This window comes from Vibrio hepatarius, assembly GCF_018860525.1.
Taxonomy (GTDB): Bacteria; Pseudomonadota; Gammaproteobacteria; order Enterobacterales; family Vibrionaceae; genus Vibrio; species Vibrio hepatarius_B.
Genome location: NZ_JAHKPM010000046.1, coordinates 20,746 through 46,779 on the forward strand (window position 1 = coordinate 20,746; position 26,034 = coordinate 46,779).

At 40.6% G+C, this 26,034-nt stretch carries 17 protein-coding genes; 14 read left to right on the plus strand and 3 right to left on the minus strand.

The window, feature by feature from the left end:
- Positions 1-101: 101 nt before the first annotated feature.
- Positions 102-1,529, minus strand: a complete 1,428-nt coding sequence (locus KO511_RS13800) for a sphingomyelin phosphodiesterase (RefSeq protein WP_252724375.1) — start codon at positions 1,527-1,529, stop codon at positions 102-104.
- A gap of 564 nt (positions 1,530-2,093) precedes the next feature.
- Between KO511_RS13800 and KO511_RS13805 the strand changes: the two genes are divergently transcribed.
- Positions 2,094-3,908 (plus strand): ricin-type beta-trefoil lectin domain protein, encoded by a 1,815-nt coding sequence (locus KO511_RS13805; RefSeq protein WP_215987997.1) that lies wholly within the window; start codon positions 2,094-2,096, stop codon positions 3,906-3,908.
- 58 nt (positions 3,909-3,966) lie between these two features.
- Here KO511_RS13805 and KO511_RS13810 read toward each other — a convergent pair whose 3' ends face one another.
- Positions 3,967-5,982 (minus strand): M4 family metallopeptidase, encoded by a 2,016-nt coding sequence (locus KO511_RS13810; protein ID WP_215987998.1) that lies wholly within the window; start codon positions 5,980-5,982, stop codon positions 3,967-3,969.
- A 437-nt stretch (positions 5,983-6,419) separates the two neighbouring features.
- Here KO511_RS13810 and KO511_RS13815 point away from each other — a divergent pair, with 437 nt between their 5' ends.
- Genes KO511_RS13815 through KO511_RS13835 form a run of 5 tightly spaced genes read left to right on the plus strand, consistent with a single transcriptional unit; the run spans position 6,420 to position 12,039 of the window.
- Positions 6,420-7,553, plus strand: a complete 1,134-nt coding sequence (locus tag KO511_RS13815; protein WP_215987999.1) for an efflux RND transporter periplasmic adaptor subunit — start codon at positions 6,420-6,422, stop codon at positions 7,551-7,553.
- On the plus strand, positions 7,546-8,817 hold the full coding sequence (locus KO511_RS13820) for a TolC family protein (RefSeq protein WP_215988000.1): 1,272 nt from the start codon (positions 7,546-7,548) through the stop codon (positions 8,815-8,817). The genes KO511_RS13815 and KO511_RS13820 overlap by 8 nt, the downstream gene beginning before the upstream one ends.
- Positions 8,814-10,028 carry an ABC transporter permease gene (locus tag KO511_RS13825; protein ID WP_215988001.1) on the plus strand — a complete coding sequence of 405 codons (1,215 nt, stop codon included), beginning with the start codon at positions 8,814-8,816 and terminating at the stop codon, positions 10,026-10,028. Before KO511_RS13820 ends, KO511_RS13825 begins: the two co-directional genes overlap by 4 nt.
- A gap of 3 nt (positions 10,029-10,031) precedes the next feature.
- Positions 10,032-11,315, plus strand: coding sequence for an ABC transporter permease (locus KO511_RS13830; protein WP_215988002.1), 1,284 nt, complete (start codon positions 10,032-10,034; stop codon positions 11,313-11,315).
- A 19-nt stretch (positions 11,316-11,334) separates the two neighbouring features.
- Positions 11,335-12,039 carry an ABC transporter ATP-binding protein gene (locus KO511_RS13835; protein WP_215988032.1) on the plus strand — a complete coding sequence of 235 codons (705 nt, stop codon included), beginning with the start codon at positions 11,335-11,337 and terminating at the stop codon, positions 12,037-12,039.
- 42 nt (positions 12,040-12,081) lie between these two features.
- On the opposite strand, the gene KO511_RS13840 is transcribed toward KO511_RS13835, so the two are convergent.
- Positions 12,082-13,119, minus strand: coding sequence for a lytic polysaccharide monooxygenase (locus KO511_RS13840; RefSeq protein WP_252724376.1), 1,038 nt, complete (start codon positions 13,117-13,119; stop codon positions 12,082-12,084).
- A gap of 363 nt (positions 13,120-13,482) precedes the next feature.
- On the opposite strand from KO511_RS13840, the gene KO511_RS13845 reads away from it, so the two are divergent.
- From KO511_RS13845 to oppC, 8 genes are all read left to right on the plus strand, one after another.
- A complete protein-coding gene (locus KO511_RS13845; RefSeq protein WP_215988003.1) occupies positions 13,483-15,366 on the plus strand; it encodes a methyl-accepting chemotaxis protein in 1,884 nt (627 codons plus the stop codon).
- Between the two features lie 179 nt (positions 15,367-15,545).
- Complete coding sequence (locus KO511_RS13850; protein ID WP_215988004.1) at positions 15,546-16,994, plus strand: serine protease; 1,449 nt, start codon at positions 15,546-15,548, stop codon at positions 16,992-16,994.
- Positions 16,995-17,154: 160 nt separating this feature from the next.
- Entirely contained in the window at positions 17,155-18,669 is a 1,515-nt protein-coding gene (locus tag KO511_RS13855) for a M20/M25/M40 family metallo-hydrolase (protein WP_215988005.1), read from the plus strand.
- 323 nt (positions 18,670-18,992) lie between these two features.
- Positions 18,993-20,888 carry a methyl-accepting chemotaxis protein gene (locus KO511_RS13860; RefSeq protein WP_215988006.1) on the plus strand — a complete coding sequence of 632 codons (1,896 nt, stop codon included), beginning with the start codon at positions 18,993-18,995 and terminating at the stop codon, positions 20,886-20,888.
- Between the two features lie 93 nt (positions 20,889-20,981).
- Entirely contained in the window at positions 20,982-21,917 is a 936-nt protein-coding gene (locus KO511_RS13865) for an ABC transporter substrate-binding protein (protein WP_215988007.1), read from the plus strand.
- A 540-nt stretch (positions 21,918-22,457) separates the two neighbouring features.
- Positions 22,458-24,098 carry an ABC transporter substrate-binding protein gene (locus KO511_RS13870; protein ID WP_215988008.1) on the plus strand — a complete coding sequence of 547 codons (1,641 nt, stop codon included), beginning with the start codon at positions 22,458-22,460 and terminating at the stop codon, positions 24,096-24,098.
- A gap of 74 nt (positions 24,099-24,172) precedes the next feature.
- Positions 24,173-25,093: an oligopeptide ABC transporter permease OppB gene (gene oppB, locus KO511_RS13875; RefSeq protein WP_215988009.1), complete on the plus strand. Its 921-nt coding sequence runs from the start codon at positions 24,173-24,175 to the stop codon at positions 25,091-25,093.
- Between the two features lie 16 nt (positions 25,094-25,109).
- Positions 25,110-26,012: an oligopeptide ABC transporter permease OppC gene (oppC, locus tag KO511_RS13880; protein ID WP_215988010.1), complete on the plus strand. Its 903-nt coding sequence runs from the start codon at positions 25,110-25,112 to the stop codon at positions 26,010-26,012.
- Positions 26,013-26,034 lie beyond the last annotated feature (22 nt).

A 26,034-nucleotide genomic window follows, 5' to 3' on the forward strand; every position in this document is an offset into this window, starting at 1 on the left:
TTTTTTTATGAAGTGAGGCTGAAAACTCAGTTTACAGCCAAGTAAGTTATGTAAGTTGTTGATTACAAAAAAGAAAGGCATTCATTCAAATAAATGAAAACTCAATCACCTACGGTAAATTGTGCACTAACAGCAAAATGATCAGATAAATCCCAAACTCCCCACATGTCTTCTTGGAAATTACGCGGCAAGTTAATCTTACTGGAGCTATCAATAATAGAGCCGTTGTCTACAAATAATAAATAGTCAAGGCGTTCTCTATCTGACTCATCGCTGTAACTAATATGTTCGTTGAGGTATGGATCAAAGCTGTAAAGTAGGGCACCTTCTAAGGGAGGTTCAATTACATTAAGCACTCTTTTCATTTGTTCAAAATCGAGTGGGAATTTTTGTTTGGCTATATTGAAGTCTCCGCCAATAATAATGGGCTCATTGCTAGGTAGATTAAGTTGATTGATAAAAGAAAATATTTCACTAATCTGGAGCATTCTTACGTTCCTATGTCCTTGAGAGTTCCAAGCTCCGAGGTGAACGTTAAAAAGGTGATAGGGATATCTACCTTTCATAATTTTTGTATATAATATTCCCTTGTCTGCTGAGCAATCGGTACCTTTACAGTTAGCAAAAATATGTTGAGCCTGCTCAACTATTGGGTATTTGCTAAAAGTGAGTACACCACCGTCATAGGTATTACTACCGCCACCATCAAGTTTGTTGCTTGTGTAAGGGAAATAATTTTGCATAGTCCAGCGGATATTTTGTACATTTTCATATCGGAATAATTCCTGCATAAATACGACATCATTATTATTTATCATTCTTGAACTGGCGATTAAAGTATCTCTTACTCCCATATATTTACCAATATAACTTAGCATCCAAGTATTATATGTGAGTATACTCAGGCTATTGTTCTCAGTTCGTCTGGGTATGCTTTCTATTATTTTGTCAATAACCAGTGTGATTTTGTCATACCCACCGGTATAGCTTGCCTTATAGTAGTATTGATAGGAATTCTTGAAACTTGCATGGATATTTCTATCAGTATGAAGATCGCCTAGTTCTATAGTGTCTGGATCTGCTAATGTATAAGATATATTGGAACCCCAAAAAGTGCCTTCTAATCTTATAACCAATGACAGCATTGTTTCACCAAGAAATGTGTATATGTCATATTTTTTTCCTGATTTAACACCTGAATTACGGCTTAGCTCTGCAACATAGGTTAATTTATATGGCTGTAGAGGACCTACATTTTTCTTCTGCCAAAGACTAGGTTGGCCTACGATAGTTAAGTCAATATCTTCTGGGGTATTATTAAGGATATAAATACTTGTATCTGCCTGAGATGTAAAAGTTAACATTAATAGTATTGTATAAAGTGCTAGTGTATTTTTCATTGCTGACAAATTATGATTATTATTTTGTTTTAAGTATTTTCCTATTGAATATGAAAATTTCTTATCTGATCGATTGATTTTTGTTACATATAGCCATTTCCTATAGAAAAAATTGAACAATGCTCTCATTAATTAACTCTAATCTTATTAGAGTTTTTGGAAAGTTTGGCACAATTATATTAGCTGAATGTCTCATCCATAGTTACTTGCCAGCATAGGATCTACTCTTCGACAATAATTTCTCAATAAGTACTGAATAGTATTTCGTTTCAAATAGAGTTGCAAAGGTTAAAAATGAATACATATGCAGTTTAATCTACTTTTTTTCTGTTGAGAAAAGTAGATTAAAAAATCATGGTAACGCTATTTTCAATTAATTTAGGATTTTTAAGCTTAATTTTAATCATATTCAGGTATTTTTCTGATTGATTTGAAATTAAAAAATTCATTAGTCATAGATTAATATTCTGTGATTAGAGTTTGAATTTATTTAAATACATGATTTGTAAGTAAATGTTTTATATATAAATTAGGAATTAGTGAGAGGATTTTTTGCTAGTTTTATTCACGGTTTAAGCAATTAATGCTGGTTATGGATTGATTTGAACGATAAATATCATCAATCTACGCTTCGTTGAAGTTGGAATATCTACACAACTTTTTATATAAAATCTAACGGAGTAGAATTTGAAAATGAAAAAAATCATCACTTTATTATCTGTTTCGGTACCTTTGGTCGCCGTAGCAGACGATGCAAAAATTGAACAATTCATGAAAGCATTTCACGATAATCCGCAAGCAGTAATGGATAGTTTGCCTGAGAAAGAAGGTGAAGAATATGTGACTATGAGCGCTGAAGATATCGAGCTAATAAGAAATGAAATGCGTGAGACAGTAATGGATAGAGCTGAGCCGATGCTTGCTCCTCGCTTTGCCCCAAACCTAGGCAACGATAATCCAGCACGTTTAGTTGATGTTGGAAATGCTCTTATTCGTAATCTAGTCGAATTGGACAACGCAGCGCCAGATTCAAAAAAGCTCTCAGTTCAGCCTTGGTCTGATACATATTGGCCACTATATTCCGGAGCCGCGGGGTGGCGATATGCAGATAGAGAACTTTATGCTTCAGATTGGCAAGAGTACTATGATTTTTCACACTCAATTAAACCTGTAGATAGCTATTCAAATGAGCAGCGTCATCTCCTTTCACCTGCAGAAAAATACGACTTATTGGTTGGAGATAAGAACTTTACTCTAACTAAACGTTCGTGGGATTCAGGCAAAGGGTATTATGATTCTCAAGGCCGAGTTGAGCGCTGGATGGGGCTTTGCCATGGCTGGGCTGCTGCAGCATACATGCTACCACGTCCTGAAAAATCAATTAACGTTCTAGATGCCAATGGCGATATGCTAAAGTTTTACCCTTCTGATATTAAAGCCTTAGGGACTTTATTGTGGGCTGAAGCGCCATTTAACACCCGATTTATTGGTGGTCGTTGTAACATTAAAGATCCGGCAAAAGATGAAAATGGTCGAGTAATTGAGCCAGATTGTGTCGATAACAACCCAGCAAGTTGGCACTTATCAGTTCTTAACCAGATTGGTATTACTGGCCGCAGTATGATTATGGATGCGACTTATGATTACCAAGTATGGAACCAACCAATCTTGGGCTATAAGGTTAAGTATTTTAACCCACAAACTAACCGTACATCGAATGACCCGGCAAGTGTTACTATCGCGATGGGTGATTATGAGAAAGATAAATTCACTAAATATCGTTCGTCACGTGCTGTATCTGTTGTTGGTGTGGAAATGGTTGTTGATTACATGGTCGAAACCAACCCCACACATAGAGACTATGATAAGCCACGGTTAGATGGTGTTTCGCGCGTAAGATATTATTACGATTTAGAGTTGGATACTTCCGGTAACGTAATTGGTGGTGAATGGTATCAGAATCGTCACCCTGATTTCCTATGGACACCAACCCCTCAAGCTGTTGCAAAATCTTATTATGATGGTCGAGGTAATTGGGATGTGACTCAATCTGTCCCTTCAAGCTGGCAAACTCAGGCACCAAGAGCATCACGCCATACTCAACCTATGACATCAATTGTTTCTGCTCTTTTTGAAGCTTCTTCAAGTAATGAGAAACCAGCAGAGGAATGGAAGCAACTTTCTACGCAAGGGAGTCAATGTTTGGACGTTGAAAATGGTTATGGCACTCCTGGTGCGAAAGTTTATGGTTGGAGCTGCCATATCGGTGATAACCAGCAGTGGCAACTAACATCTTCTGGTCAATTGATTAGTAAAACAGCACCAGGAATGTGTGTTGATCAGATAGGCGGCAATATTACTATGGAAGAGTGTAGTGATCGCCCGAACCAAAAGTGGCACTTTGATAACGGTCAACTTAAGAATTCATTAGATAATGCTCTAAAGTGGAACGATAACACTTGGCTTGTTGAAGCTGATGTGAGTGGTAGCCAGTGGGTTTGGAAATAAACTTTAATTAAAATATTATCAACAATGGAGCTCTCAAGAGTTGAGAGCTCCATATTCTTTATTGATAACAACTTCCCTCAAATAACCAATACCAGTAATAGTTGTATGGGTCTGCTCCCCAGCTATCTTGAATGGCGGTGAAACGATTACCCTGATATTGAATCTGCATACCTTGTGGATAGTAATCATTCGATGACCATTCACTCAAAGCTGAACAAGTATCTTGTGGTTGAGGTTGTGGATCTTGTCCATCAAGGTAGGCACTGACACCGACATAAGCGTCAGACGATCCTGTAGCACCTTTGACCATAATGTATATATGCGTCTGTCCGACTCCGCTGAAGCCACAATATTCACCATTATCTGCATTTGTTGATGAACAGTCATAGTCATTTAGTGAAGCGCGTCTATTAATTGCCACATACATATCTACGTTTCCATAACCGTTGTAAGTCTGAACCCATATATCTTCACTAGGAGCATTCTCTAAAATAAAGTGCTGTTCATCCTTACCATGTGGATCGATAGATTCAGGTATGTTGATTACTAAATTGGTAATATCTGGTGTTGGTGTTGGTGTTGGTGTTGGATTGGGCTGGTTTGACGTACAATTTGTTACTTGAACACCCACTTGCGCAAAAGCACTGTGAACAGCTGAACTTTCATAGCCAAGTTTTTCTGCTGCTTTACAGACGCCCTCTGCACCCTGCTGGAAGTTAGAATTTGCTTGCCAATATAATTGGTTAGCCGTTGCATAGGCAATGAACGCTTTTTGGATGTCCCAATTTGGGCTTGTGGCTAAATGGTAAAAAGCCTTATTGAAAATACCGGAGCTGTGGTGAACATCAATGCCATTATAGTATTGGTTGATATGATCGATAGAAGTCCCGTCTTTGCTTGGTTGTATAAAGTATCTCATCGCATCGGAATACTTCATTACATGTTCACCCATCTTCCAATTAAAACTTCCGTTTACATATTGGCTAAGCGCAGCAGCTGCAACATCCGAGAAGGATTCGTTCATTCCTCCGGACATGCCACGATATTCTAGGCCAGAGTTTTGCTCTGTAAAACCGTGGCTGACTTCATGAGCTATGACATCCCAAGTTGCAAGCGGGTACATTGATTGGTTGCCATCACCAAATGTCATTTGTCGTCCGTCCCAAAAGGCATTACCGTAACTTGTCCCATAATGTACGCGCATCGTTAGCTTTTGTTGTATTGGTTTAGTGTTTAACCAATCTTTATACATATCGAAGACTCGTTGACCAAAATATTGTGCATCATTCATTGGAGCGTATGCACCATTGACAGCTCGAGTACTGTTGGTGTTGCAGTTGAACCGATGAACTTTTCCTCCGAATTGTTGGTTGTTCATATCAATGGTTTTGACGTTTTGGCTGTCCATCTGACAGTATTGGTTGACTTCAAAACCGCCATAATGTGTTGTTGGGCTGAAGTAATATTGGCCGCTTTTTTGGTTACCTCCAGGCCCTTCGGCTTCGATAAATGCTATGCCTTCCCATTGATCGAGGGTTTCACCCGTTTTCGCATCGATTAATGTAATAGGCCTCGAGGGAGCCATTCCTTTTATTTGCACAAGATCAACTTTGTAGACTAAGTGAGCTACCTGTTGTGAGTCTTGCCAGATCATCAGATTAGCTCTTGGTTCACCCATTGTTTGTGAGGCAAAGCCTTGATTGGTGTTCTTTACCAGCTCTATAGCTTGATTGGCGCTAAACATAGGCAGAGTAGAGTCAATGTCTGTATCAATGCCAGTGAGAACTTGTCCATCAATGGGGGTGATATCACCTTGATCTGAGAGCTGAGCAACAATGGATTTGCCGTACACTGGAACACCAAAATGCAGTTGCTGCTTCCGCAGTAGAGTGGTGGAACCTGCTTGCACATAATTGCTGTCTGAATACGCTAATGGTTGATTATATGGTGAATAATTTTTAGACCTTGATTGATTGAGTACATGAGAGAGATCGACTTGCGAGTAATCAACAATGTTTGCTGCTTGAGAACCAAATGCTATTGGTAGCAACAGAAGTAAATTAACATTACGCATACTTCACCTTTATAATTATTTCAGTTAGTTGGGGTAAAAAGTGCGTGTCCAGATTAGTGGTGATTGAGAATAAAAATAACTGCAATTGGTTTTATATGTGTTATCGGTTCAAAATGTAAATTTTATTAATATTACGAATGAGATATTGGTTCTAATATAGAGATTTATTATTATTGTTTAGTTATTAATTTTTCATTAACGTGTTGTTATTGAATGCTTATAGGGTCAATTATCGGTTTTCAAATAGTGGTTAAATAAAGGCAGGCGAAAGTGGCTAAATTGTTACTATCATTTGTGTGTCGAAAATCATCGGGGTAAAAAGTCTGTTAAAAAAGACGCTTTGTGATGCCTATGCAACATGTTAATTGATACCATGGAGGAACTAATGAATAACTATGTAGTCACATGGCTACACAAATAATAATTGGAAGTTAAGTATGGCTAAGTCTTGGCTAATAACAATTGCGAGTGTTGCATTTCTTGGTGGTGGTATTTTTGTCTACTTGCAATCTTCGGTGAAGCCAGAAACATTGCCTACTTTGATAGTAGAAAAAGGGACGATCGAAAAACAGGCAATGGCTGTGGGGAAAATTGTTCCTTCGCATGCGATCTCAATTAAATCTCCAATCGAAGGTATCGTTGGAGAGATATACGTTCAAGTAGGGCAAGTGGTTAAGCAAGGGCAGCCCCTAGTGAAAGTGAGCCCCAACCCGACTCCCCAAGAGTTGACGGATGCTTCTACCAACTTGATGCGTAGTGAAGCTGAACTTGAATCGGCTAAGCAAAAATTGGCAAACTTAGCCAAGTTATTAAAGCAAGGAGTTATTCCGAGTAACTATGATGAGTATGTTAGTGCTCGCTCTGAGGTTAAGTCTGCTAAAGCGGATGTATTGCAAAAGCGCCAAAATTTAGAGTTAATTCAAAGTGGGGAAGCGCTAATTGGCGATAAGCACTTAACTTCTACTCTTGTAGCGCCCATCAATGGTACGGTTCTTAATCGAAAAATAGAAGTTGGGGAGCCGATTATATCAACGGCATCAAGTCAAGCTGCCTCTGAGCTCATGTCGTTGGCTGATATGAATAGCGTGATATTTAAAGGTAGCGTGAGTGAGCATGATGCAGCGAAGCTCAAGCCAGGAATGCTAGCAACACTATCGGTTGCACCTTATCCAGACCTTGAAATCCTGGGGGTATTGACCAAAGTTGCCATTCAGTCGGAAAAACTAAATACACCAGATGATACGAATACGTCTAAGAGCTTTGATAATGGCTTCGAAATAGAAGTAGGCGAGCTCCGGATTCCTGACAAGATTACTTTGCGTTCTGGTTTTTCATCAACAGCAAAAATTATCCTTGAAAAATCTCAGGATGTATTAACTCTGCCAGAAAGAGCCCTCAAGTTTACAGGTAATACTCCCAGCGTTTTAATTTCAGACGGTTCAGATGAAGGGTTTCACCAGCAGAAAATCGTGTTGGGTTTATCGGATGGAATTAATGTTGAAGTGCTCGAAGGGGTAAGCTTGGGTGAGGAGATAATTGATAATAGCATGATGGGAAATAATCATGACTAGTCGATATTTTTTAAGCCGAGTGAGTGTCCTATTTGCTCTCACTTTCAGTTTCTCTTGTTTTTCTCTTACGATGGAAGAAGCTTGGCAGTTATCAAAAACAAATGCTCCTGATTATGAAATAGCGCATATTGATGTACAGATTGGAGAAACGGTTGTTTCATCTGGTCAAAGTGCTTTACTTCCATCTCTTGATGCAAGTGCTTCAGCGAATTGGAATCAGGACACCGATAACACCGATTCATACAGTTTAGGTGTATCTCAAACTATCTGGGATAGCAGTTTGTGGTCAAACTTAGATAGTGCGCAGGCAAGCTACCTAAAAACTAAGCTCGAATTGGCTAAAGCAAGAGATTCTTTGGCACAGCAAGTGTTGTCGACCTACTTGCAGGTTGCAAGTGCTCAAAGTGAGTTACTACTGGCAGAAAATAAGTTTGCTGAAGGCCATAAGCTGTTACAAATTATTGAGAAGCGTTACCGCGCTGGTAGAGTGACATCGGTAGATGTTGAAGAGATAAGAGCCAATCAAATCTTAGAACGAGCGAATATTCTTGAAGCTAAGGGTAACTTGCAAACTCAAACTGCAGAGCTAACGGCCCTTATTAATCAAATTCCTGACCAAGTAGAACAAATTTCGACCGACTCTCTTTCTGAACCACCAATGCTGGTTAAATCTGAACATCAGTGGTTAAAGTTAGCCAAGGATCATAGCCCAGAATTGTTGGCAGTAGTACAAAGTATCAAAGTTAGTGAGTTTGATCGTCAATCAGCTCAAGGTGGATATTATCCCACTGTTAAGGGTAATTTGGGATACAGTGACGATGATAGGTACTCAGATGGTGAATTTAATGCAGGTTTAACGTTGAACCTGCCAATTGACCTGAATGGGTCAACACGGGCAAACGTAGAAGAAGCATCACTCAATGTGCTTAAAGCTAAGCAAGATAAGCGCAAAGTAGAAATTGACATTGAGAAACGAATTAGGCAGCAATACACCCAAGTCAGTATAAATTGGGATCGTGTATTGATTGCTAATGATCTCGTTGAATCGAATGCCAAAGTTCTCAGTAGTAAAGAGAAGCTATATGATGCAGGTAAATCAGAAGCGTCAGATGTTATTAATGCTCATAACAGCTTCTATGAAGCAAAAGTTAGCCTAGAGACGAATTTATATAGCTATTGGTTAGAGAGGATAAGTCTCTTATATACGGCAGGTCAGCTAAATGACGAGACGATTTTGACCATCTCGCAGGCCTTGCAATTATGAATGTTCTGCTGCTGCAAACCTGGCAGACAATCGTTGCCCATCGAACTAAAAGCATCTTGGCCGTCGTCGCCATTTCTTGGGGCGTTATTTCAGTTGTGACCTTAATGGCTCTAGGAGAGGGTTTTTACCGCCAACAAAGTCAGTCCTTTGCATTTATGATCAATGATACTCAAATAGCTTTCCCTTCAAGGACAAGTAAACCATGGCAAGGGATGCCAGCACGGCGAGAAATTAGCTTGTCACAAGACAATGTGGATCAGCTTAAACAGATTAATTTTGTTGCGGATGCATCTGCCGTTTATGCAAAATGGGATGCCAATGTTTCTAATATGTTGGGACAAGAGATCACATCCAATGTTGCTGGAATCGGTTCAGGCTATTTTCCTTTGAGGCAACGCAGCCTTCAATTGGGCTCTAGAAACATTTCTCCAAGTGACATTAAAAATCACACCAGAGTAGCGATCATTGGAGATCAACTTGCTCAAATGAGTGCGCTTAGTGTGGGTGAGGAATTGAAAGTCAATGGGATTACTTTTCGGGTGATTGGTATTTTGGATGATGAAAGCAGCGGTATTTCATTTGGTGACAGTCGCAGAGTATTCATTCCTCAAACCACTTATCGCGAACTTTGGAATGATAAAATTTGGATGCTATTAACCAAGCCTGCTTATGATGTTGAAACCACTTTTTTTAGGCAAAATATTGTCGCATTTTATGCTCAACAGCTCCATTTTGATCCAATGGACCAAGACGCGCTGTCTTTTATTGATATGAGCGATAGTTCTGATGTCATCATCAGTATCTTGAGAGGTATTCAGATTTTTCTCGCAGTTAGTGGTGCCATGACTATGGCAGTAGGTGCTCTCGGTGTCGCGAATATTTTGTTTTTATCGGTAACTGAAAGAACAAGAGAAATTGGTGTTCGACTTGCAGTAGGGGCAACTCCAAGCGTAATACTTACTCAGTTTATTTTTGAAGGGTTAATCCTCGTCGCCATAGGAACCTTTCTGGGCCTAATGCTTTCCTTGGGCTTAGTTGTAGTCTTATCAATGATGAACTTACCAGATTGGATAGGTGAGCCTGTTGTCACTCCACAGTCAATTTTAATGGCGTTGTTTGTGACTTTTTGTCTTGCATTGCTTGCTTCCTATTTTCCCGCAAGGCGGGCATCTCGATTGACGCCTGTTATTGCATTAAGTGCCAGAGTTTAACTTATGTGGCTACCAATAAGGCAAATTTTTCAAGAAATGGCGTCTGAAAAGCTGAGATTGGCTTTAACCATTCTTGCTGTTGCATGGGCAACTTTATGTATTGCGGGCATGTTAGCTGTTGGTGAAGGAATCCGCCTTGGTGTAATGAAAACTGCTCAAAATGGTAATGGAAACCTGATTTATCTTACAGGAGGGATTGCGACTAAGGACTTTGGCCGTTTTTATAATGGTAAGTCACTGAAGCTAAAAATAGACGATGCTGAAGTTATACGTGCTCTTCCAGAAGTAAAGGCTGTAGCCCCAACGGCAGAATGGGAAGAGGATATTACTGTCGGCGATAAGAGGACATGGCGTCAGCCACTTGCGGTAGTGAATGAATTTAAGTCGATGACTAATCTACGGCCTCTTGCAGGAAGCCGCTGGTTTAATCCTATTGATCAGCAAGAGCAGCGCAAGGTTGTAGTGCTGGGCTATTCACTCGCAGCCCAGTTTTTCAATCCAGATGAACGTGAAAGCTGGTTTGATACTGTGACGCTCAAGGTAAATCCAGTGGGTGAAAAAGTCAAAATCGGCGATGAGGAATTCACTGTAATAGGCATTTTGAAAAAAAATAGTGCCAATATAGAACAAGGCGATCCTATCGATTATTCGAGTTTTGTCCCTCTTTCTACATGGAGGCGCTATCATCCTGACGGTGACATTTTGGGGATTAACGTTGAACCTTATCAGTGGGCTGTTCGCACTAAGCTTGCTGACACTATACGTCAGGTTTTGTCTCGCAAGCATGGGGCAAGTGTTGAAGATGCACAGGTTGTTCAAGTAGAAGATATGTTTCTTGACCAAAAAAGTATGCGAAAGTTTCTTGTGGGTTTACAGAGCTTTTTGGGCATTATTGGGTTTGTAACTCTAGCGGTAGCGGGGGTAGGAATCGCCAATGTTATGTATGCGATGGTAAAGCGTTCGACGCGAGATATTGGGGTCCGCATGGCTGTTGGGGCAACACCTACCGCGATTCGCTTGCACTATTTAGTTCAGTCATTAATGACGATGTCGATAGGAGGCACTCTTGGGTTCGCAGTAACTTATCTGCTTGTATGGGCTATTGCCGCGATTGATCTCGAAGGGAACATGTTTTACGAACACCTTGGTAGTCCAGTGCCAGAGTTATCTTGGTTGGTGGTGGCAATTGTGATTGTAACTTTGATTATTACGGGTGTTGTTTCCGCGTGGTTACCAGCTAATCGCGCCGCAAAAGTGACCCCGATGGAGGCTCTGCAGAGTGAATAACCTAGAGATTAATGCAGATATGGCTGAGAATATATTAGTTAAACTCACTAATATATGTAAATTCTATTCGAGTGGTGAAACTGAAGTCAGAGCGTTAGATGGAGTTGAACTCAATATTGCTCAAGGTGAGTATTTATCCATACTAGGACCGTCAGGTTCTGGCAAATCGACATTAATGAACATGATTGGTTGTTTAGATAAACCAACACAAGGACGTTATCAACTCGATGGGCAAAATGTGGCTTCTTTCACGAGCAATCAACTCGCTGCGATTCGTAACCAGAAAATTGGCTTTGTATTCCAAAGTTTTAACCTACTAGAGTATGCGACAGCGATTGATAACGTGGCTCTTCCTCTGGTCTATTCTGGTATCCCAGCGAAAGAGCGTAACCGACGTGCTGCTGAGTTACTTAAGCAAGTAGGGCTTGGCGATCGAATGGATCATAAGCCTAATCAATTGTCTGGAGGACAGAAGCAAAGAGTAGCGATTGCTAGGGCATTGGTTAATGACCCACAAATTATTTTGGCTGATGAACCCACAGGTGCTCTTGATTCAAAATCTGGGGCAGAAATTGAGAGTTTGTTTAACGATCTGCATGCACAGGGTCGAACATTGATTATTGTTACTCATGACAATGCCTTGGCTGAACGTACCAAGCGGGTGATCACCATTAAAGATGGACAAGTCATCGCTGATAGAAAGTCAGCCTCTGGAGTAGCATAGCCAATCATATGTTGAGCTAGCGTAGATTAAGCACTGTACTGACTAATTTGGATATTGGTTTTTTATCAAAGATAGCTGATAGTTAAAGTTAGGTGATGGGCCGTGAATCTGATTTACGTATAGACTTTTGGAATCAAACATATAGTGATTCATCTCTTTATCCCAAATCCCTATATACCAATGATCGGAACTAGTGCTGTTGAATTTGGCAGCAAGCTCAGTTGCCCATGTGTTCTTTGCGATGTTGCTGTTTGTAATTATGAACTCAAGATCATGTTGCTCGTGGCCGTCTTGGTTAAATATACGCAAGCGTATGGTATCTCCTACTTCGACAGGGCCAAAACCCTGTGGAATATAATAGTTGAGCACGGATAGGTTTTCGATTGGCTTATTGGTTGTAAACGAGTTTAATTTTGGCTGAGCTTTATCAGTAGTAAAAGAAATATCGCTGCAGTTATAAAACCCTTCTCCTGCAGGATCTTCACGTTGCCATCGGGTAAATAGAATAGCTTCCCCACTTCGGTTGGGGGGGAAATTAATCGTTATCTCATAGTTGTTTTCTGAATTAACAGTAATATTCCCAGCTGTGTCAACTAATTCTAAATCTGCCCATGTTAGTGGTCGAGTATCATCATAATCACTTTTACTTAGGTAGAACTCCCAATACGATGGGTTGTGAGGCGCTGTAGCATGAAATATAAGTTCTAGCTGGTGACTTGAGTTGAGTGAAATAGGAGTCTTTTGCCAATCGGGGGAGGCTATATTTAGTCCGGACTTAGCGTGGTCGCCTGCACCGCATAAACTACCATCTTTTACCGCTGCTTTGACTTGGTCCATATCCCAATACTGACTGACGTTAATCGCTATTTCGTTACGTTGGACAAATTGATAAGCGCCAGATTTATCGTATGCTGCCTGACATGCAGCGTTTGGAATGCGATTATCCCAAAAGCCACCATCGAGGTAACAAATATTTTGTCGAGCGTTTGGATATTCCACCCAACCATGTGCATAGACACCGAATGAGCTGAGCATAAAAAGACTTGTAATGGCAATGTCGAACGTCATACAGGGTTTCATAATATCTCCTTGCAAGTATTATTTATGGCCTGAAGGCATAATAAATGTGCGTTTAACGATCTCAACCTAGCAGTAATATCGATATTATTTAGTTAAAAATAAATTTAACATCATCTCGTGATGTTGATATACAACCTTGTGCCCATAGTTGCGGAAACATCTGTAGGAAAGCCTTATCACTTTCGAGTCACTTCAAATATTTGATGTTATTGGCGAGGTCGTTGCCCCAGTAATTAAGAGGCTCACATAACAAATTTTCGAGTAGATAAATTTGATAGGGTTAGGCAGATTCTTTGCAATTGAAAGGGCTAACAACTAAAGCTTAATAGAGCTCGGTTAACTAACAGTCAGCAAGGTTGTGTTATGTTTAAAAACTTGTCTTTAAAGAATAAGCTAGCCATGTCCGCGGGTGTGGCCATTATCTTTGGTGGTTCTCTGGTTGAGCTACTGTCTTTTCAAGCATCTTTACAACGTTTAGATATCGAAGTAACGCAGCGGCTGGAGAGTTCTACTGCGTCTTATAACCAATATGTATCTGATTGGATCGAATCAAAAGAACGCGCGTTAACGTCAATTGTACCGGATGTTAATATGAATGACATTATTAGCAATCTTAAGCAGGTCAAAAATTCTGCCGGACTTGATAATGTCTTCCTAGCCTTTCCGGATGGCTCTCAGAAAAATGCAAATGGTGTCGTGCTGCCCCCAGGAAATGATGATCCTCGAAAATGGGGCTGGTATATAAATGCGATGAAGACACCGAGTCAGGTTTTTATGGATAACCCAACTGTAGCGGCAGCAACTGGTGCAAATGTTGTGTCACTCGGTGGTGTGGTTAGTTTGGGAGGAGGGCGAGTTGTTCTAGGTGCTGATGTTGAAATTACAGATATCATTTCTGGGTTGGATAAGGTCATATTACCAGGTGAGGGATACATGTTTATTGCTAATCAGCAAGGCAATGTTTTTACTCATAGCGATACTAAATTGCTCAATCAACCCATTCGGCAACTTGGTTTAGACTTTGAAGATATTAAAAGGGCCATGAACTCTGGTAATGATATATTCACTGAAGTTAATGGTGAACTTAGTGTTGTGTATGCTTCTCCAATCAAGGGGACATCGCTTATTACCGTCACTGTGCTTAATCGTGAATCTCTGGTCTCCCCTTTACACAGCGCCATGTGGGGGCAAATCGTGGTGACAATATTGGTTGTCATTTTGTGCACATTTCTGTTCAACATTCTGTGTGGCATCTTGTTTAGACCATTGACAAGAGTTTCTAATGCATTGGAGCAGATAGCTCATGGTAGTGGTGATTTAACCCAGAGACTTGATATTGATAGTACAGATGAGGTTGGACAGTTGGCCAATAACTTCAACATATTTGTTGGTAGTATGCAGAGTCTGATTAGCCATATTCGTGAGCAATCTGATAGCTTATCACAACAATCAGAGGTCAGTAATCGACGCGCAAATCGTAATGTTGATGAGATAAATCAACAGCAACAAGAAATTACAATGGTAGCGACGGCTGTGACGCAAATGGCATCAGCGACTACTGAAATTGCCTCCCATGCGGAGCAGACGGCGCAGTCTGCCCAAGATTCTGCTAAAAACACCGAAAATGGTAGGACTGTGGTGCTGGAGAATAAGAATTCGATTCACCGTTTAGCTAAAGAGCTGCAAGAAGCAAGTAATGTTGTTGGTGAATTAAACCGCCACTCTCTGGAGATTTCAACTGTGTTAGCTACGATTCAAGGTATTGCTGAGCAGACTAACTTGCTGGCACTTAATGCAGCTATAGAAGCCGCAAGAGCAGGTGAACAAGGAAGAGGGTTTGCTGTTGTGGCGGATGAAGTCCGAGTGCTTTCGCAACGAACACATGATTCAACTGAGGAAATTAAAGCAACTATAGATACTTTACAAGCTACGACCAGCAATGCAGTTAAGCTAATGGAAAATAGTTCAGATCTCGCAACCCATTCTGTAGAAGATGCTGATAAAGCGAGCGTTGCTCTTGAAGAAATTAATACTTCAGTTCAGAACATTAGTGATATGGCGACCCAAATTGCAACTGCCGCAGAAGAGCAAACTCATGTCACCAATGAGGTAACGCAAAACATCACACTTATCAAAGAAGTTGCTGATCAATTGGTTACTAGTGCTCAAGAAAGTTCTGAAGAAGCGGGCTCTGTTAAAGCTCTTTCTGGTGAATTGATAATAAAAGTATCAACTTTTAAGCTCTGATTTCAAATATTTTTTAATCTATCAAGGCACTCTATGAGTGCCTTTTTATTTATCCTTAAAAAACTAAAGTGTAAATTTTTTTTTACTAAACGATAAATATGAAATTTGTTGCTTCTTGGTTTTAAGCGCATAAGGTTGATTTTGGGACTATTCAAATAAACCTAGAAAGGGACTTACCAATGAACACACATTTAGGTAGCGTTGGGCTGGTTTTAGCTTGTATTAGTTCACCAGTAGTGGTGGCTGATACTGCAATCCCTGTGATTGCAGATGAAGTGAAATACACTTTGTCACATGCTGAGTTAAAAGGGATATCTGGCAATGAATTAACTAAAACTGTTAAGCATAAAGGTGCCTCCTTTATAAAACTTCACTTTAAACAACTCTCTTTACCTCGAGGTGCTCTTCTGAGAGTTAAATCACCTACAACTGGAGAGAAGGTGGAGTATAACGCAAGCCAGATTGATTGGTTTGCTCAGTCGATATCAGGGGATTCTTTGGTTATTGAATTAGTCGCCAATTCAAAAGGTCATTATGGACAATTTGAGCTTGATTACTATATGGCGGGCAGGGATACAGCTGAGCAAGAGGTTACGATGCTTTCAACCTGTGGAGTTAATGAACGCCGAGATGTCGCTTGTTGGGAGGATACACATCCAGATAAAGTTGCTTGGAGCTCTCCTGTAGCTCGTATTTTGATCAATGGTAGAAGCTTATGTACGGCATGGCGAGTGGGTCCAAATAATCATATGTTTACCAATAATCATTGTGTCGAAAGTGCATCAGAATTGAAAAATACCGAGGTATGGTTTAACTATCAGCGTACAAGTTGTAATGGTTCCAACGCTATACCTGTCAAAGTTATGGGAAATGAAATACTGAGTACGGATTACACCTTGGATTACACTCTTTTTACAGTTGATGATTTTTCCAAGATTTCATCATTTGGTTATCTTGGCTTAGATGCCTCTGAACCTGTTTTTGGTGACGGTATCTATATTCCTCAGCACGGAGCGGGTAACCCTAAAGAGTTGTCGATTGAAAGTGATAAAAATGGTTCAGGTATGTGTCAGATTGACTTAGCTTCTGCCAATGGCCGAGGCTCTAATACAGACACTGGTTATTTCTGTGACACAATTGGTGGTTCTTCTGGATCACCAGTATTAACAACCTCTAATAATAAAGCAATCGCGTTGCACCACTTTGGTGGTTGCGAAAACCAGGGGGTAAAAATCAGTAAGATTTGGCCGAAGGTTTCGAGCTACTTTGGCAATGTCTTACCTGATGGTTCAGTAGGACAGCAGCCTCCAGGTAATGATATTACAGAGTTAAGTTTGGATACTCCATTATCTGATCTTTCGATGGCTAAAGGTGAAGAAAGAATGTTTGTTCTTCCAGCTGCTACTAGGACTTCAGAAGTAATAGTTTCTATCGTTTCTGGCACAGGGGATGCTGACTTATACGTGCGGTCTGGGCAGCAGCCAACCACAAGTGTCTACGATTGTAGACCTTATCGTTCGGGGAGCACTGAATCTTGTGATGCTGTGAAGGTCAACGAAGATCTTTACATTATGCTTCGTGCTTATAGCAGCTTCTCCGGCGTGACACTTTCGGTGGGCAAGAAGTAAAAGAAATAGCCAAGGGTGCTCAGGCACCCTTTTTTAATACCCACTTAATGACATAAGTGTGACAACTAATGGAAACACTCTGGTGTAAATGGAATTATTCTCAAAAAGTAAATAATTATCCTAAATTTTGAGTGTTTTATAAAACTCCATGGAGGAGATAATGAAATACACTAACGCGTTTTTGGCTATAGCACTTTCTGTAACTGCGACAAGTGTTAACGCAGAGGATAAAGTATGGATATCGATAGGCTCAGATGCCTCAAAGGCCATTGCAAAATCTGGTGCTACGTCTGTTTTACCTGCATCCTTAGCGACGAGTGGTAGAGTGTGGGTAGGCCAGGTCGATGAAACTCAATTGGCTGGATTATCCCATGACATGCATGAAGAACATCATCGTTGTGGTGGTTACATGGTCCACCCCTCTTTACAAAGTGCGATGGCCGCAAGTGCCACGCCTGATACATTAAATACCTTCACTATTCCGATGCTATCTCAACAAACGTTGGTCTCTCCTTGGCTTTCACAAGTTAATTCAGCAGAAATTACACAGACTATTCGATCATTGATGAGCTTCAATAATAGGTTCTATACCACTACGTCTGGCTCACAAGCATCAGATTGGATTGCAAATGAATGGAGAACGTTAACTACTGGGCTTGCGAATGCAAATGTTACACAGTTTTCTCATTCCGGATATAACCAAAAATCAGTAATTTTGACTATTGAGGGAACGGAAAGCCCTGATGAATGGATTGTGATGGGTGGTCATTTAGATTCAACTATCGGCCCCAGAACTAACGAGAACTCAATTGCACCAGGCGCAGATGATGATGCATCTGGCATCGCTAGTGTTACTGAGATTATCCGCGTATTGTCGGAAAACAACTTTGCTCCCAAGCGTTCGATGGCATTTATGGCTTATGCTGCAGAAGAAGTTGGCTTACGAGGTTCACAGGATATCGCTAATACTTATCGGTCGCAGGGGAAAAATATTGTATCGGTATTACAGTTAGATATGACCAATCATAAAGGCTCCGCTCAAGATATTGTCTTTATATCTGATTACACAGATAGCAGTTTGACTCAGTTTTTGACCAATTTGCTTGATGAGTATTTGCCGTCCCTAAGCTATGATTATGATCGTTGCGGATATGCCTGCTCTGATCATGCATCTTGGCATAATGCAGGTTATTCAGCGGCAATGCCGTTTGAGTCTAAGTTCAGTGATTCTAACCGCAAGATCCATACCTCTAGAGATACTCTTGAAAATTCTGATCCAACAGGTGCTCACGCGGCGAAGTTTACAAAATTAGGTTTAGTCTATGCAGTTGAAATGGGTAATGCTTCAGGTGGAAATCCTCCGACAGATAATGTATTGCAAGATGGTATACCAGTAACTGGATTGTCTGGCTCCTCAGGCAGTGAACACCAGTTTGTTTTTGAGTTAACTGCGCAAAAAACGGTCGACATAAAAATTGCTGGCGGTACTGGTGATGTAGATATGTATGTTAAATATGGTTCAAAGGCGAGCAAGCAAAATTGGGATTGTCGACCTTATCGGTACGGGAATAGTGAAACTTGCACCTTCGCTAGTGGCTTACCCGGAACATTCTATGTGATGTTAAATGGCTACTCTTCATTTACTGGAGTGACGTTGGAAGCTTCAACTCGCTAATGTATCCATGGATGGTTATAAGTAGTACCATCCATCCACCCTATGGAAAATTATATTCCAAATAAACTCCCCCCAAATCAAACTCCCTCAAATCCTAATTTTCACGGGCAAATAGCATTAGATATAAACCATCAAAATATAATATTTGTTGCATATTTTTGTCATGTGAATATAAGGTAGTGCTGGCTGGATGTATTGATGGTTTTAATGTGGTAAAAGTCTCAAAATGCACCTAATTTGGCGACTCAACAACAATTAAAATAACAGACCTGATTGCATCCTTACGTTGGTTTATGTGCTCGTATATGTAATGAGGAAGCGCAATGAATATAGGTTTTAAAACTCGTATCTATCTTGGGGTTGGATTACTAGTAACGATTTCTCTCATCGTTCTTGGCACCTTAAACATACTTTCAATGAAAGAAAAAATGATAGCAGGCTTGGTCAGTGAAACTCAGAATAAACTTAACTTTCATGTGATTGAGCTTGAGCAAATGATGCATTTTCGTATTAATGCTATTACGTTAGGCGCTAAGCAGTTTGGGACGAATATAACAGATGCTGAAAATCATAAACTGGTCACTTTGCTGGCACAAACAGCAGGATTTGCTAATGTTATCGTCACCTATGAAGACGGTCGTAATTATATGTCGATAGAGGGAAGTAATACCTTCGACTTTCGTAATAGAGATTGGTACCAAGCTGCGAAAATAGCCTCCTCTGTTACTTTAACTGATATCTACCAAGATAAAGTGACAGGCGAAAAAGTGGTGAGTGTGACCATGCCAATTCAGCAAGATGGTAACGTGATTGGTGTTCTACTTGGTGATATTCAGCTTGGAGAGATTATTAGTACCGTTAGTACTATGCGTTTCGCTGGGGGAGCAGCAACACTAACGGATAGAAATGCAGTATTTGTCGCAAGTGATGATGCAAATAATATTGGAAAAACACCATCACAAGTGAGCAGCGATTATACCGAAATGGAGCAGTTATTTTCTAATCAACACAATGGCCATTTATCTTTCCCTTATCTCGGAATTCAGTTTGATGGATATTTCCAAAGAGTTAATCTGACTAGTGATATGTATTGGACTTTAATGGTTTTTGTAGATCAAGCAACGGCTTTGGTTGAAGTAGAAAGAGAGGTGCGAGAAGCAATTCTTATTGGATCATTACTGTTCATAGTCAGCTTTGGTTCCATTTTTGTCATTGTTCACTTTGCGTATAAACCTTTACTTATCCTTAAGGCCGCGGTGTTTGACCTTTCTCAGGGTAATGGCGACCTAACTCAGCGTCTTGAGGTGACAAGCCATGATGATCTGGGGAAAATTAGCCAAAGCTTTAATGATTTTGTCCAAAGTCTACAAAAAATGATGCTGAATATTTCTCAAGCAAGTGAGAATATATCAACTAATCTAGTTGAGCTTAAAGATACAGCAAAGGACAATGAGTCTAAACTGCTTATCCATTCGAGTGAGACTGAACAAGTAGTGACCGCGATTACTCAAATGAGCCAAAGCGCTCGTGCCGTTGCTGAGAATGTTCACCAGTCAAATCGAATAACTGACTCGACGAGTATGAAAGCCCAGTCATCTTTAAATATTGTCAATAATGCGGTCTCAACCGTTAGTACGCTGGTTACAGAGGTGGATGATATGGCTGGGCGAATTATCAGCATGAGAAAAGACGCAAACCGTATTAGTGAAGTGCTTACTGTTATTGGTGAGATTTCGGAGCAGACAAATCTACTCGCTTTGAATGCAGCGATTGAGGCTGCCAGGGCTGGAGAACAAGGACGTGGATTCGCTGTTGTTGCGGATGAAGTTAGAGCCTTAGCGGCAAGAACACGTAACAGTACCTCTGAAGTTTCAGAGATGTTGAGTCAGTTGCTCGATGGTACAGAGCGAGTTGTGAGTGCTATGAAAGTGACTAAAGCACAGTGTCAGTCAACCGCAGAAAAAACCTCTGAGGTATCAGAAAGTCTGGGGCTGATGACGAATTCAGTAAAAGAGATTGACGACGTGAGTACCCAGATAGCAGCGGCAACAGAACAGCAAAGTACGGTCGCGGAAGAGCTTACTAAAAATATGATGTCTATCAGAGAGATCGTTGATTCATTGGTGACTAGTGGCCAGCAGACTGTGACATCAACCGAGTCATTAAATGAATCAAACTATGAGCTTGAAAGGTTAGTGGCAAATTTCAAGTTAAGATAACCCCTGATTTTTATTGATAAAACTGCGTCCCAACATACTAGGTGGCGCAGTTTGACCTATTCTATAAATAGGAAACAAATCCGGAGCGTCAATATGGTCAAATATATTCGTCAATGGGCCATGGTACTTATCTGTCTCTTTTCGTCTGTTGCAAGCTCTGAAACGGTGAAGTTATTGGAATTGGATTGGTCCAGTCAGCGTGTATTGACTCATGTATTGGCCGATATCTTAGAGTCTAAAAACGTCAAAACAGAAATTATTGCGATTCCATCCACACCACAATGGATGTATCTCAGTACGGGAAAAGCGGATATCCAAGTCGAGGTATGGGAGGGGTCGATGGGACCTCAATTCCAGTCTTTGCTACACAAAAAACTGATTGATGATGGTGGCACTCACAAAGCGCAGACACGAGAAGAGTGGTGGTATCCGGACTACGTAGAGCCACTATGTCCGGGTTTACCGGACTGGCGTGCTTTAGAAAAGTGTCATGCAATTTTTTCTGAGCCAGGAGAACAATTCGGTACTTTTTATACAGGACCATGGGAAAAACCTGATAATGCTAGGATACGCGCATTACATCTTAATTTTAAAGTGGTAGTACTTCCGGATGGTGATGCAATCAATGAGAAAATACATCAATACATTTCTCGTAAAAAGCCACTGCTTATTTTTAACTGGACCCCGAATTGGGTTGAGTCAACATACCCAGGAAGTTTTGTTGAGTTTCCGCCTTATCATAAGGCATGTGAAGACGATCCAAAATGGGGGATGAATGATAAATACCCTTGGGATTGCGGAAACCCAAAAGGAGGGTGGTTAAAAATAGCGATATCTACTGGGCTTAAGGCGCGTTCACAATGTGCTTATAGTGCTGTCCAGAAGTTCCAACTGACCAATAGTGATGTCGCTTTGGCTGCCGCTCTGGTGGATATAAAACATTTGGACATCCCAAGTGCAGCTAGAGAGTGGGCTGCCCAAAGAAGCACTTATGTCCAGAAAATCAAGCAATCGATTGATTGCCGATAAATCCAATTATTCCTAGCGTCTTGGTAGAGGTTGCGATCTAAAAAGCAGTATCACTCTAGGGGCATAAATACGTCTTAACCGGTAATACCGATTTAGAATCTTTTGGTGAACGTAAATTACCACCAGCAACCTGGTGAAACATGTTAAAAACACATCGAAATGAAGTCTATATATTATTTTTTTGTTTTCCTATTGTTAATTAATTTTTTAATAAACGAATCGATAAGACAATTAATAGACACTTTACTATACATGTTGATACTGCGATTTTGTTCAAGATAATTAAAATCCTTAATGAGCGGGAATCTATATCCTGAGTAATATTTTTTTCAAAATGTTGCATGGATCGGAGAATTAAGCGGATTTTTGCTACATTTTTATGGCAAATCGGGTGGAGGATTGATAATGTGTGCTGCAATCTTCGTAAGGTTTTAGTGTTTTGTTCTTAATTTTTACACTAAATAATTCTAAATCACTCTTTAATATAAGTAGACTTACGAAGACGTCATGGATGCAAATTGAAAAAATCGGAGTTTACGCATGTACAAGAATCAGATCACTCAAGCTCTTCTTCTTGGGGCAAGTTTGGCAGTTGCTGCCACTTCTAGCTATACTTTCGCCGCAGATGTTCCATCAGGCACTAAATTAGCAAAAAAGCAAGAATTGGTACGCGGTAATGGTGCGGAAGTATCTTCACTTGACCCTCAAAAGACAGAAGGGGTTCCTGAATCAAATGTGTTGCGCGATTTGATGGAAGGTTTGGTTATTCAAGATGCTATGGGTAAAACTATTCCTGGTGCTGCTGAATCTTGGACAACCGAAGATAACAAAACATTTACCTTCAAAATTCGTAAAGATGCCAAGTGGTCAAATGGCGATCCTGTCACTGCGTACGATTTTGAATACAGTTTCAAAAGAGCGGCTGATCCAAAAACAGCTTCTCCTTATTCGTGGTATATCGAATACGCCAAAATTAAAAATGCCAGTGATGTCATTGTTGGTAAGAAAGATAAGAATGAGCTTGGTGTAAAAGCAGTGGATGCTCAAACCTTAGTCCTAGAAACTGAAATCCCGCTGCCGCACTTAGTGAAAATGCTGGCTCATACCACTATGTATCCAGTACACAAAGCAACGGTTGAAAAATATGGAGATAGCTGGACCAAGCCTGAGCACTATGTATCTAATGGCGCCTACACCCTTAAAGATTGGGTTGTAAATGAAAAGATAGTCCTAGAACGCAATAAAGACTATTGGGATAATAGTGATACTGTTATCGATAAAGTAACCTATCTTCCTATTGAAAGCCAGAATGCAGAGATGAATCGCTTTCTCTCTGGTGAAATACATATGACAGACGAGTTGCCAAATGAGCAGTTCCGTCGTCTTGTTAAAGAATACCCGCAAAATGTCGCGGTTTCTCCTTACCTTTGTACCTATTACTACGGTTTTAATAACAAACGCCCACCATTTGACGACGCTCGTGTACGCAAAGCATTATCTTATACCATCGACCGAGATATTGTGACCAAAGCTATCTTAGGTCAAGGCCAATTACCGGCCTATGGTCTGACTCATAGTGGAATTACTGGGTTCTCACCTGACGCACCAGAATATGCGAAAATGACACAAAAAGAGCGAGTGGCTCAAGCAAAAGAGTTGCTCACAGAGGCTGGGTTTAATAGTGGTCACCCGCTTGATTTTACTTTGCTCTACAATACGGATGATAATCATAAGAAAATCGCCGTTGCGGTACAGTCAATGTGGAAAAAGTCGCTTGGAAGTTTTGTGAGTGTCAAACTTGAAAATCAAGAGTGGAAAACGTATTTAGAAAGTTCTAAACAGGGAGATTTTGATGTTCGCCGCGCCGGATGGTGCGCAGATTATAACGAAGCATCAACCTTTCTAAGTGTGGCCATGACGGATAACGGACAAAACGATCAGAAGTATTCAAGTGCTGTTTACGATAAAGCGATGAATGATGCTGCAACTGTTGCGAAAACTGATGAGGAACGTAACCAATTTTACGCAATGGCGGAATCACAATTAGCTAAGGACATGCCGATCGCGCCAATCTATGAGTATGTAAAATCACGTCTAGTTAGTGCTCAGATTGGAGGATATCCCGAGAAAAACCCTCAGGATAATGTCTACTCGAAAGACCTATACCTTATCAAAAAATAGTCTCTGAGTACCGAAACCCAGTGTGCTGATAGCTCGTGTTATTGGCACACTGTTTTTTAGATGTGAGTTGTATTATGTTAAAGTTAATTTTCTCTCGAATTCTCGAAGCAATTCCGACCTTATTGGTGTTGATTACCGTCTCATTCTTTTTAATGCGTTTTGCGCCTGGTAACCCTTTCTCTTCTGAAAAGACACTTCCTCCAGAAGTGATGCAAAATATTAATGAGAAATATGGTTTAGATAAGCCTGTATTTGAACAGTACACCACCTATTTAGGTAACATCCTACAAGGTGACTTTGGACCATCTTTTAAATACAAAGATTATAGCGTGAATGAGCTTGTGTCAGATGCTCTACCAGTGTCAGCTAAGGTTGGGACCTTCGCGTTTATCTTTACTGTGATAGTGGGGGTATTCATTGGCACAATAGCGGCGCTTAAGCAGAATACTTGGCTCGACTATACTATTATGTCGACCTCGATGATTGGTATTGTGCTACCTTCTTTTGTGTTTTCTCCCGTGCTTATTTATGTCTTTTCTATTTGGCTAGGGTGGTTTCCTGCTGGAGGTTGGAATGGCGGAGCAGTGCAATACATGGTGCTTCCTGTTCTTGGTATGTCATTTCTTTATATTGCAACCTTCGCTCGTATTACGCGTGGTTCGATGATTGAAACCTTAAACAGCAACTTTATTCGTACTGCTCGGGCAAAAGGATTAAGTTACCGCTACATCGTCGTCAAACATGCACTCAAACCGGCACTTCTTCCTGTTGTCTCTTATATGGGGCCTGCTTTTGTCGGCATCATTACAGGGTCAGTCGTCATAGAAACCATATTTGGTTTACCGGGTATTGGAAAATTATTTGTCAATGCTGCTTTCAACCGAGACTACTCGCTGGTAATGGGGATCACTATTTTGATTGGTTTCTTGTTTATTTTATTTAATGCAGTGGTAGATGTTTTGCTGGCTATGATCGACCCGAAAATTCGCTACTAACAAGGAAGTTGGATGTATGTTAACCAAAAAAGAAAACCTAGAAGCGATAGAAAAATTCTCTGAAGAATTAGAAATCCAAGGTCGTAGCCTATGGCAAGATGCTCGCATTCGATTTATGCGTAATCGAGCAGCGATGATAAGTTTATTCATCCTGTTTATTATGACGTTAGCGGTGATTTTCTTACCAATGATTGCCCCCTATACCTTTGATGATACTGATTGGTATTCGATGCATGTGGGACCAAGTGCTGAGCATTGGTTTGGTACTGATAGTTTGGGAAGAGACCTTTATGTAAGAACCTTAATTGGTGGTCGAATTTCACTTATGGTTGGTGTGATGGGGGCATTTGTCGCTGTGCTGATTGGTACTTTATATGGCGCAGCTTCTGGATTTATTGGTGGTCGAACCGATAGAGTAATGATGCGCATACTTGAAATTCTTTATGCCGTGCCCTTTATGTTTTTGGTGATTGTCTTGGTCACGTTCTTTGGTCGCAATATCATTCTTATCTTCGTGGCGATTGGCGCAATTGCTTGGCTTGACATGGCGCGCATTGTACGTGGTCAGACTCTGAGTCTGCGTAGCAAAGAATTTATTGAGGCAGCGCACGTGTGTGGTGTGAGTAAGTGGAAAATTATTACTCGTCATATTGTACCGAATGTATTGGGTATTGTTGCTGTTTACTCTACGTTGCTGATCCCTAGTATGATTTTAACTGAATCTTTCCTCTCATTCCTTGGTCTTGGTGTTCAGGAACCGATGACAAGTTGGGGCGCCCTTTTGCAAGAAGGGTCGCAAACAATGGAAATCGCAATCTGGCAGCTGTTATTTCCTGCCGCATTTATGGTCGTGACTTTGTTCTGCTTTAACTATGTGGGTGATGGTCTGCGCGATGCGCTGGATCCAAAAGACAGATAATGAAAAGCACCAAATTATAAGA

Excerpts from the sequence above, each read along its gene's own strand:
- KO511_RS13800 (WP_252724375.1), bottom strand. The coding sequence starts at position 1,529 with ATGAGAGCATTGTTCAATTTTTTCTATAGGAAATGGCTATATGTAACA.
- KO511_RS13820 (WP_215988000.1), top strand. The coding sequence starts at position 7,546 with ATGACTAGTCGATATTTTTTAAGCCGAGTGAGTGTCCTATTTGCTCTC.
- KO511_RS13815 (WP_215987999.1), top strand. The coding sequence starts at position 6,420 with ATGGCTAAGTCTTGGCTAATAACAATTGCGAGTGTTGCATTTCTTGGT.
- KO511_RS13835 (WP_215988032.1), top strand. The coding sequence starts at position 11,335 with ATGGCTGAGAATATATTAGTTAAACTCACTAATATATGTAAATTCTAT.
- KO511_RS13825 (WP_215988001.1), top strand. The coding sequence starts at position 8,814 with ATGAATGTTCTGCTGCTGCAAACCTGGCAGACAATCGTTGCCCATCGA.
- KO511_RS13870 (WP_215988008.1), top strand. The coding sequence starts at position 22,458 with ATGTACAAGAATCAGATCACTCAAGCTCTTCTTCTTGGGGCAAGTTTG.
- KO511_RS13840 (WP_252724376.1), bottom strand. The coding sequence starts at position 13,119 with ATGAAACCCTGTATGACGTTCGACATTGCCATTACAAGTCTTTTTATG.
- oppB (WP_215988009.1), top strand. The coding sequence starts at position 24,173 with ATGTTAAAGTTAATTTTCTCTCGAATTCTCGAAGCAATTCCGACCTTA.
- KO511_RS13855 (WP_215988005.1), top strand. The coding sequence starts at position 17,155 with ATGAAATACACTAACGCGTTTTTGGCTATAGCACTTTCTGTAACTGCG.
- KO511_RS13830 (WP_215988002.1), top strand. The coding sequence starts at position 10,032 with ATGTGGCTACCAATAAGGCAAATTTTTCAAGAAATGGCGTCTGAAAAG.
- KO511_RS13845 (WP_215988003.1), top strand. The coding sequence starts at position 13,483 with ATGTTTAAAAACTTGTCTTTAAAGAATAAGCTAGCCATGTCCGCGGGT.
- KO511_RS13850 (WP_215988004.1), top strand. The coding sequence starts at position 15,546 with ATGAACACACATTTAGGTAGCGTTGGGCTGGTTTTAGCTTGTATTAGT.
- KO511_RS13865 (WP_215988007.1), top strand. The coding sequence starts at position 20,982 with ATGGTCAAATATATTCGTCAATGGGCCATGGTACTTATCTGTCTCTTT.
- oppC (WP_215988010.1), top strand. The coding sequence starts at position 25,110 with ATGTTAACCAAAAAAGAAAACCTAGAAGCGATAGAAAAATTCTCTGAA.
- KO511_RS13805 (WP_215987997.1), top strand. The coding sequence starts at position 2,094 with ATGAAAAAAATCATCACTTTATTATCTGTTTCGGTACCTTTGGTCGCC.
- KO511_RS13810 (WP_215987998.1), bottom strand. The coding sequence starts at position 5,982 with ATGCGTAATGTTAATTTACTTCTGTTGCTACCAATAGCATTTGGTTCT.
- KO511_RS13860 (WP_215988006.1), top strand. The coding sequence starts at position 18,993 with ATGAATATAGGTTTTAAAACTCGTATCTATCTTGGGGTTGGATTACTA.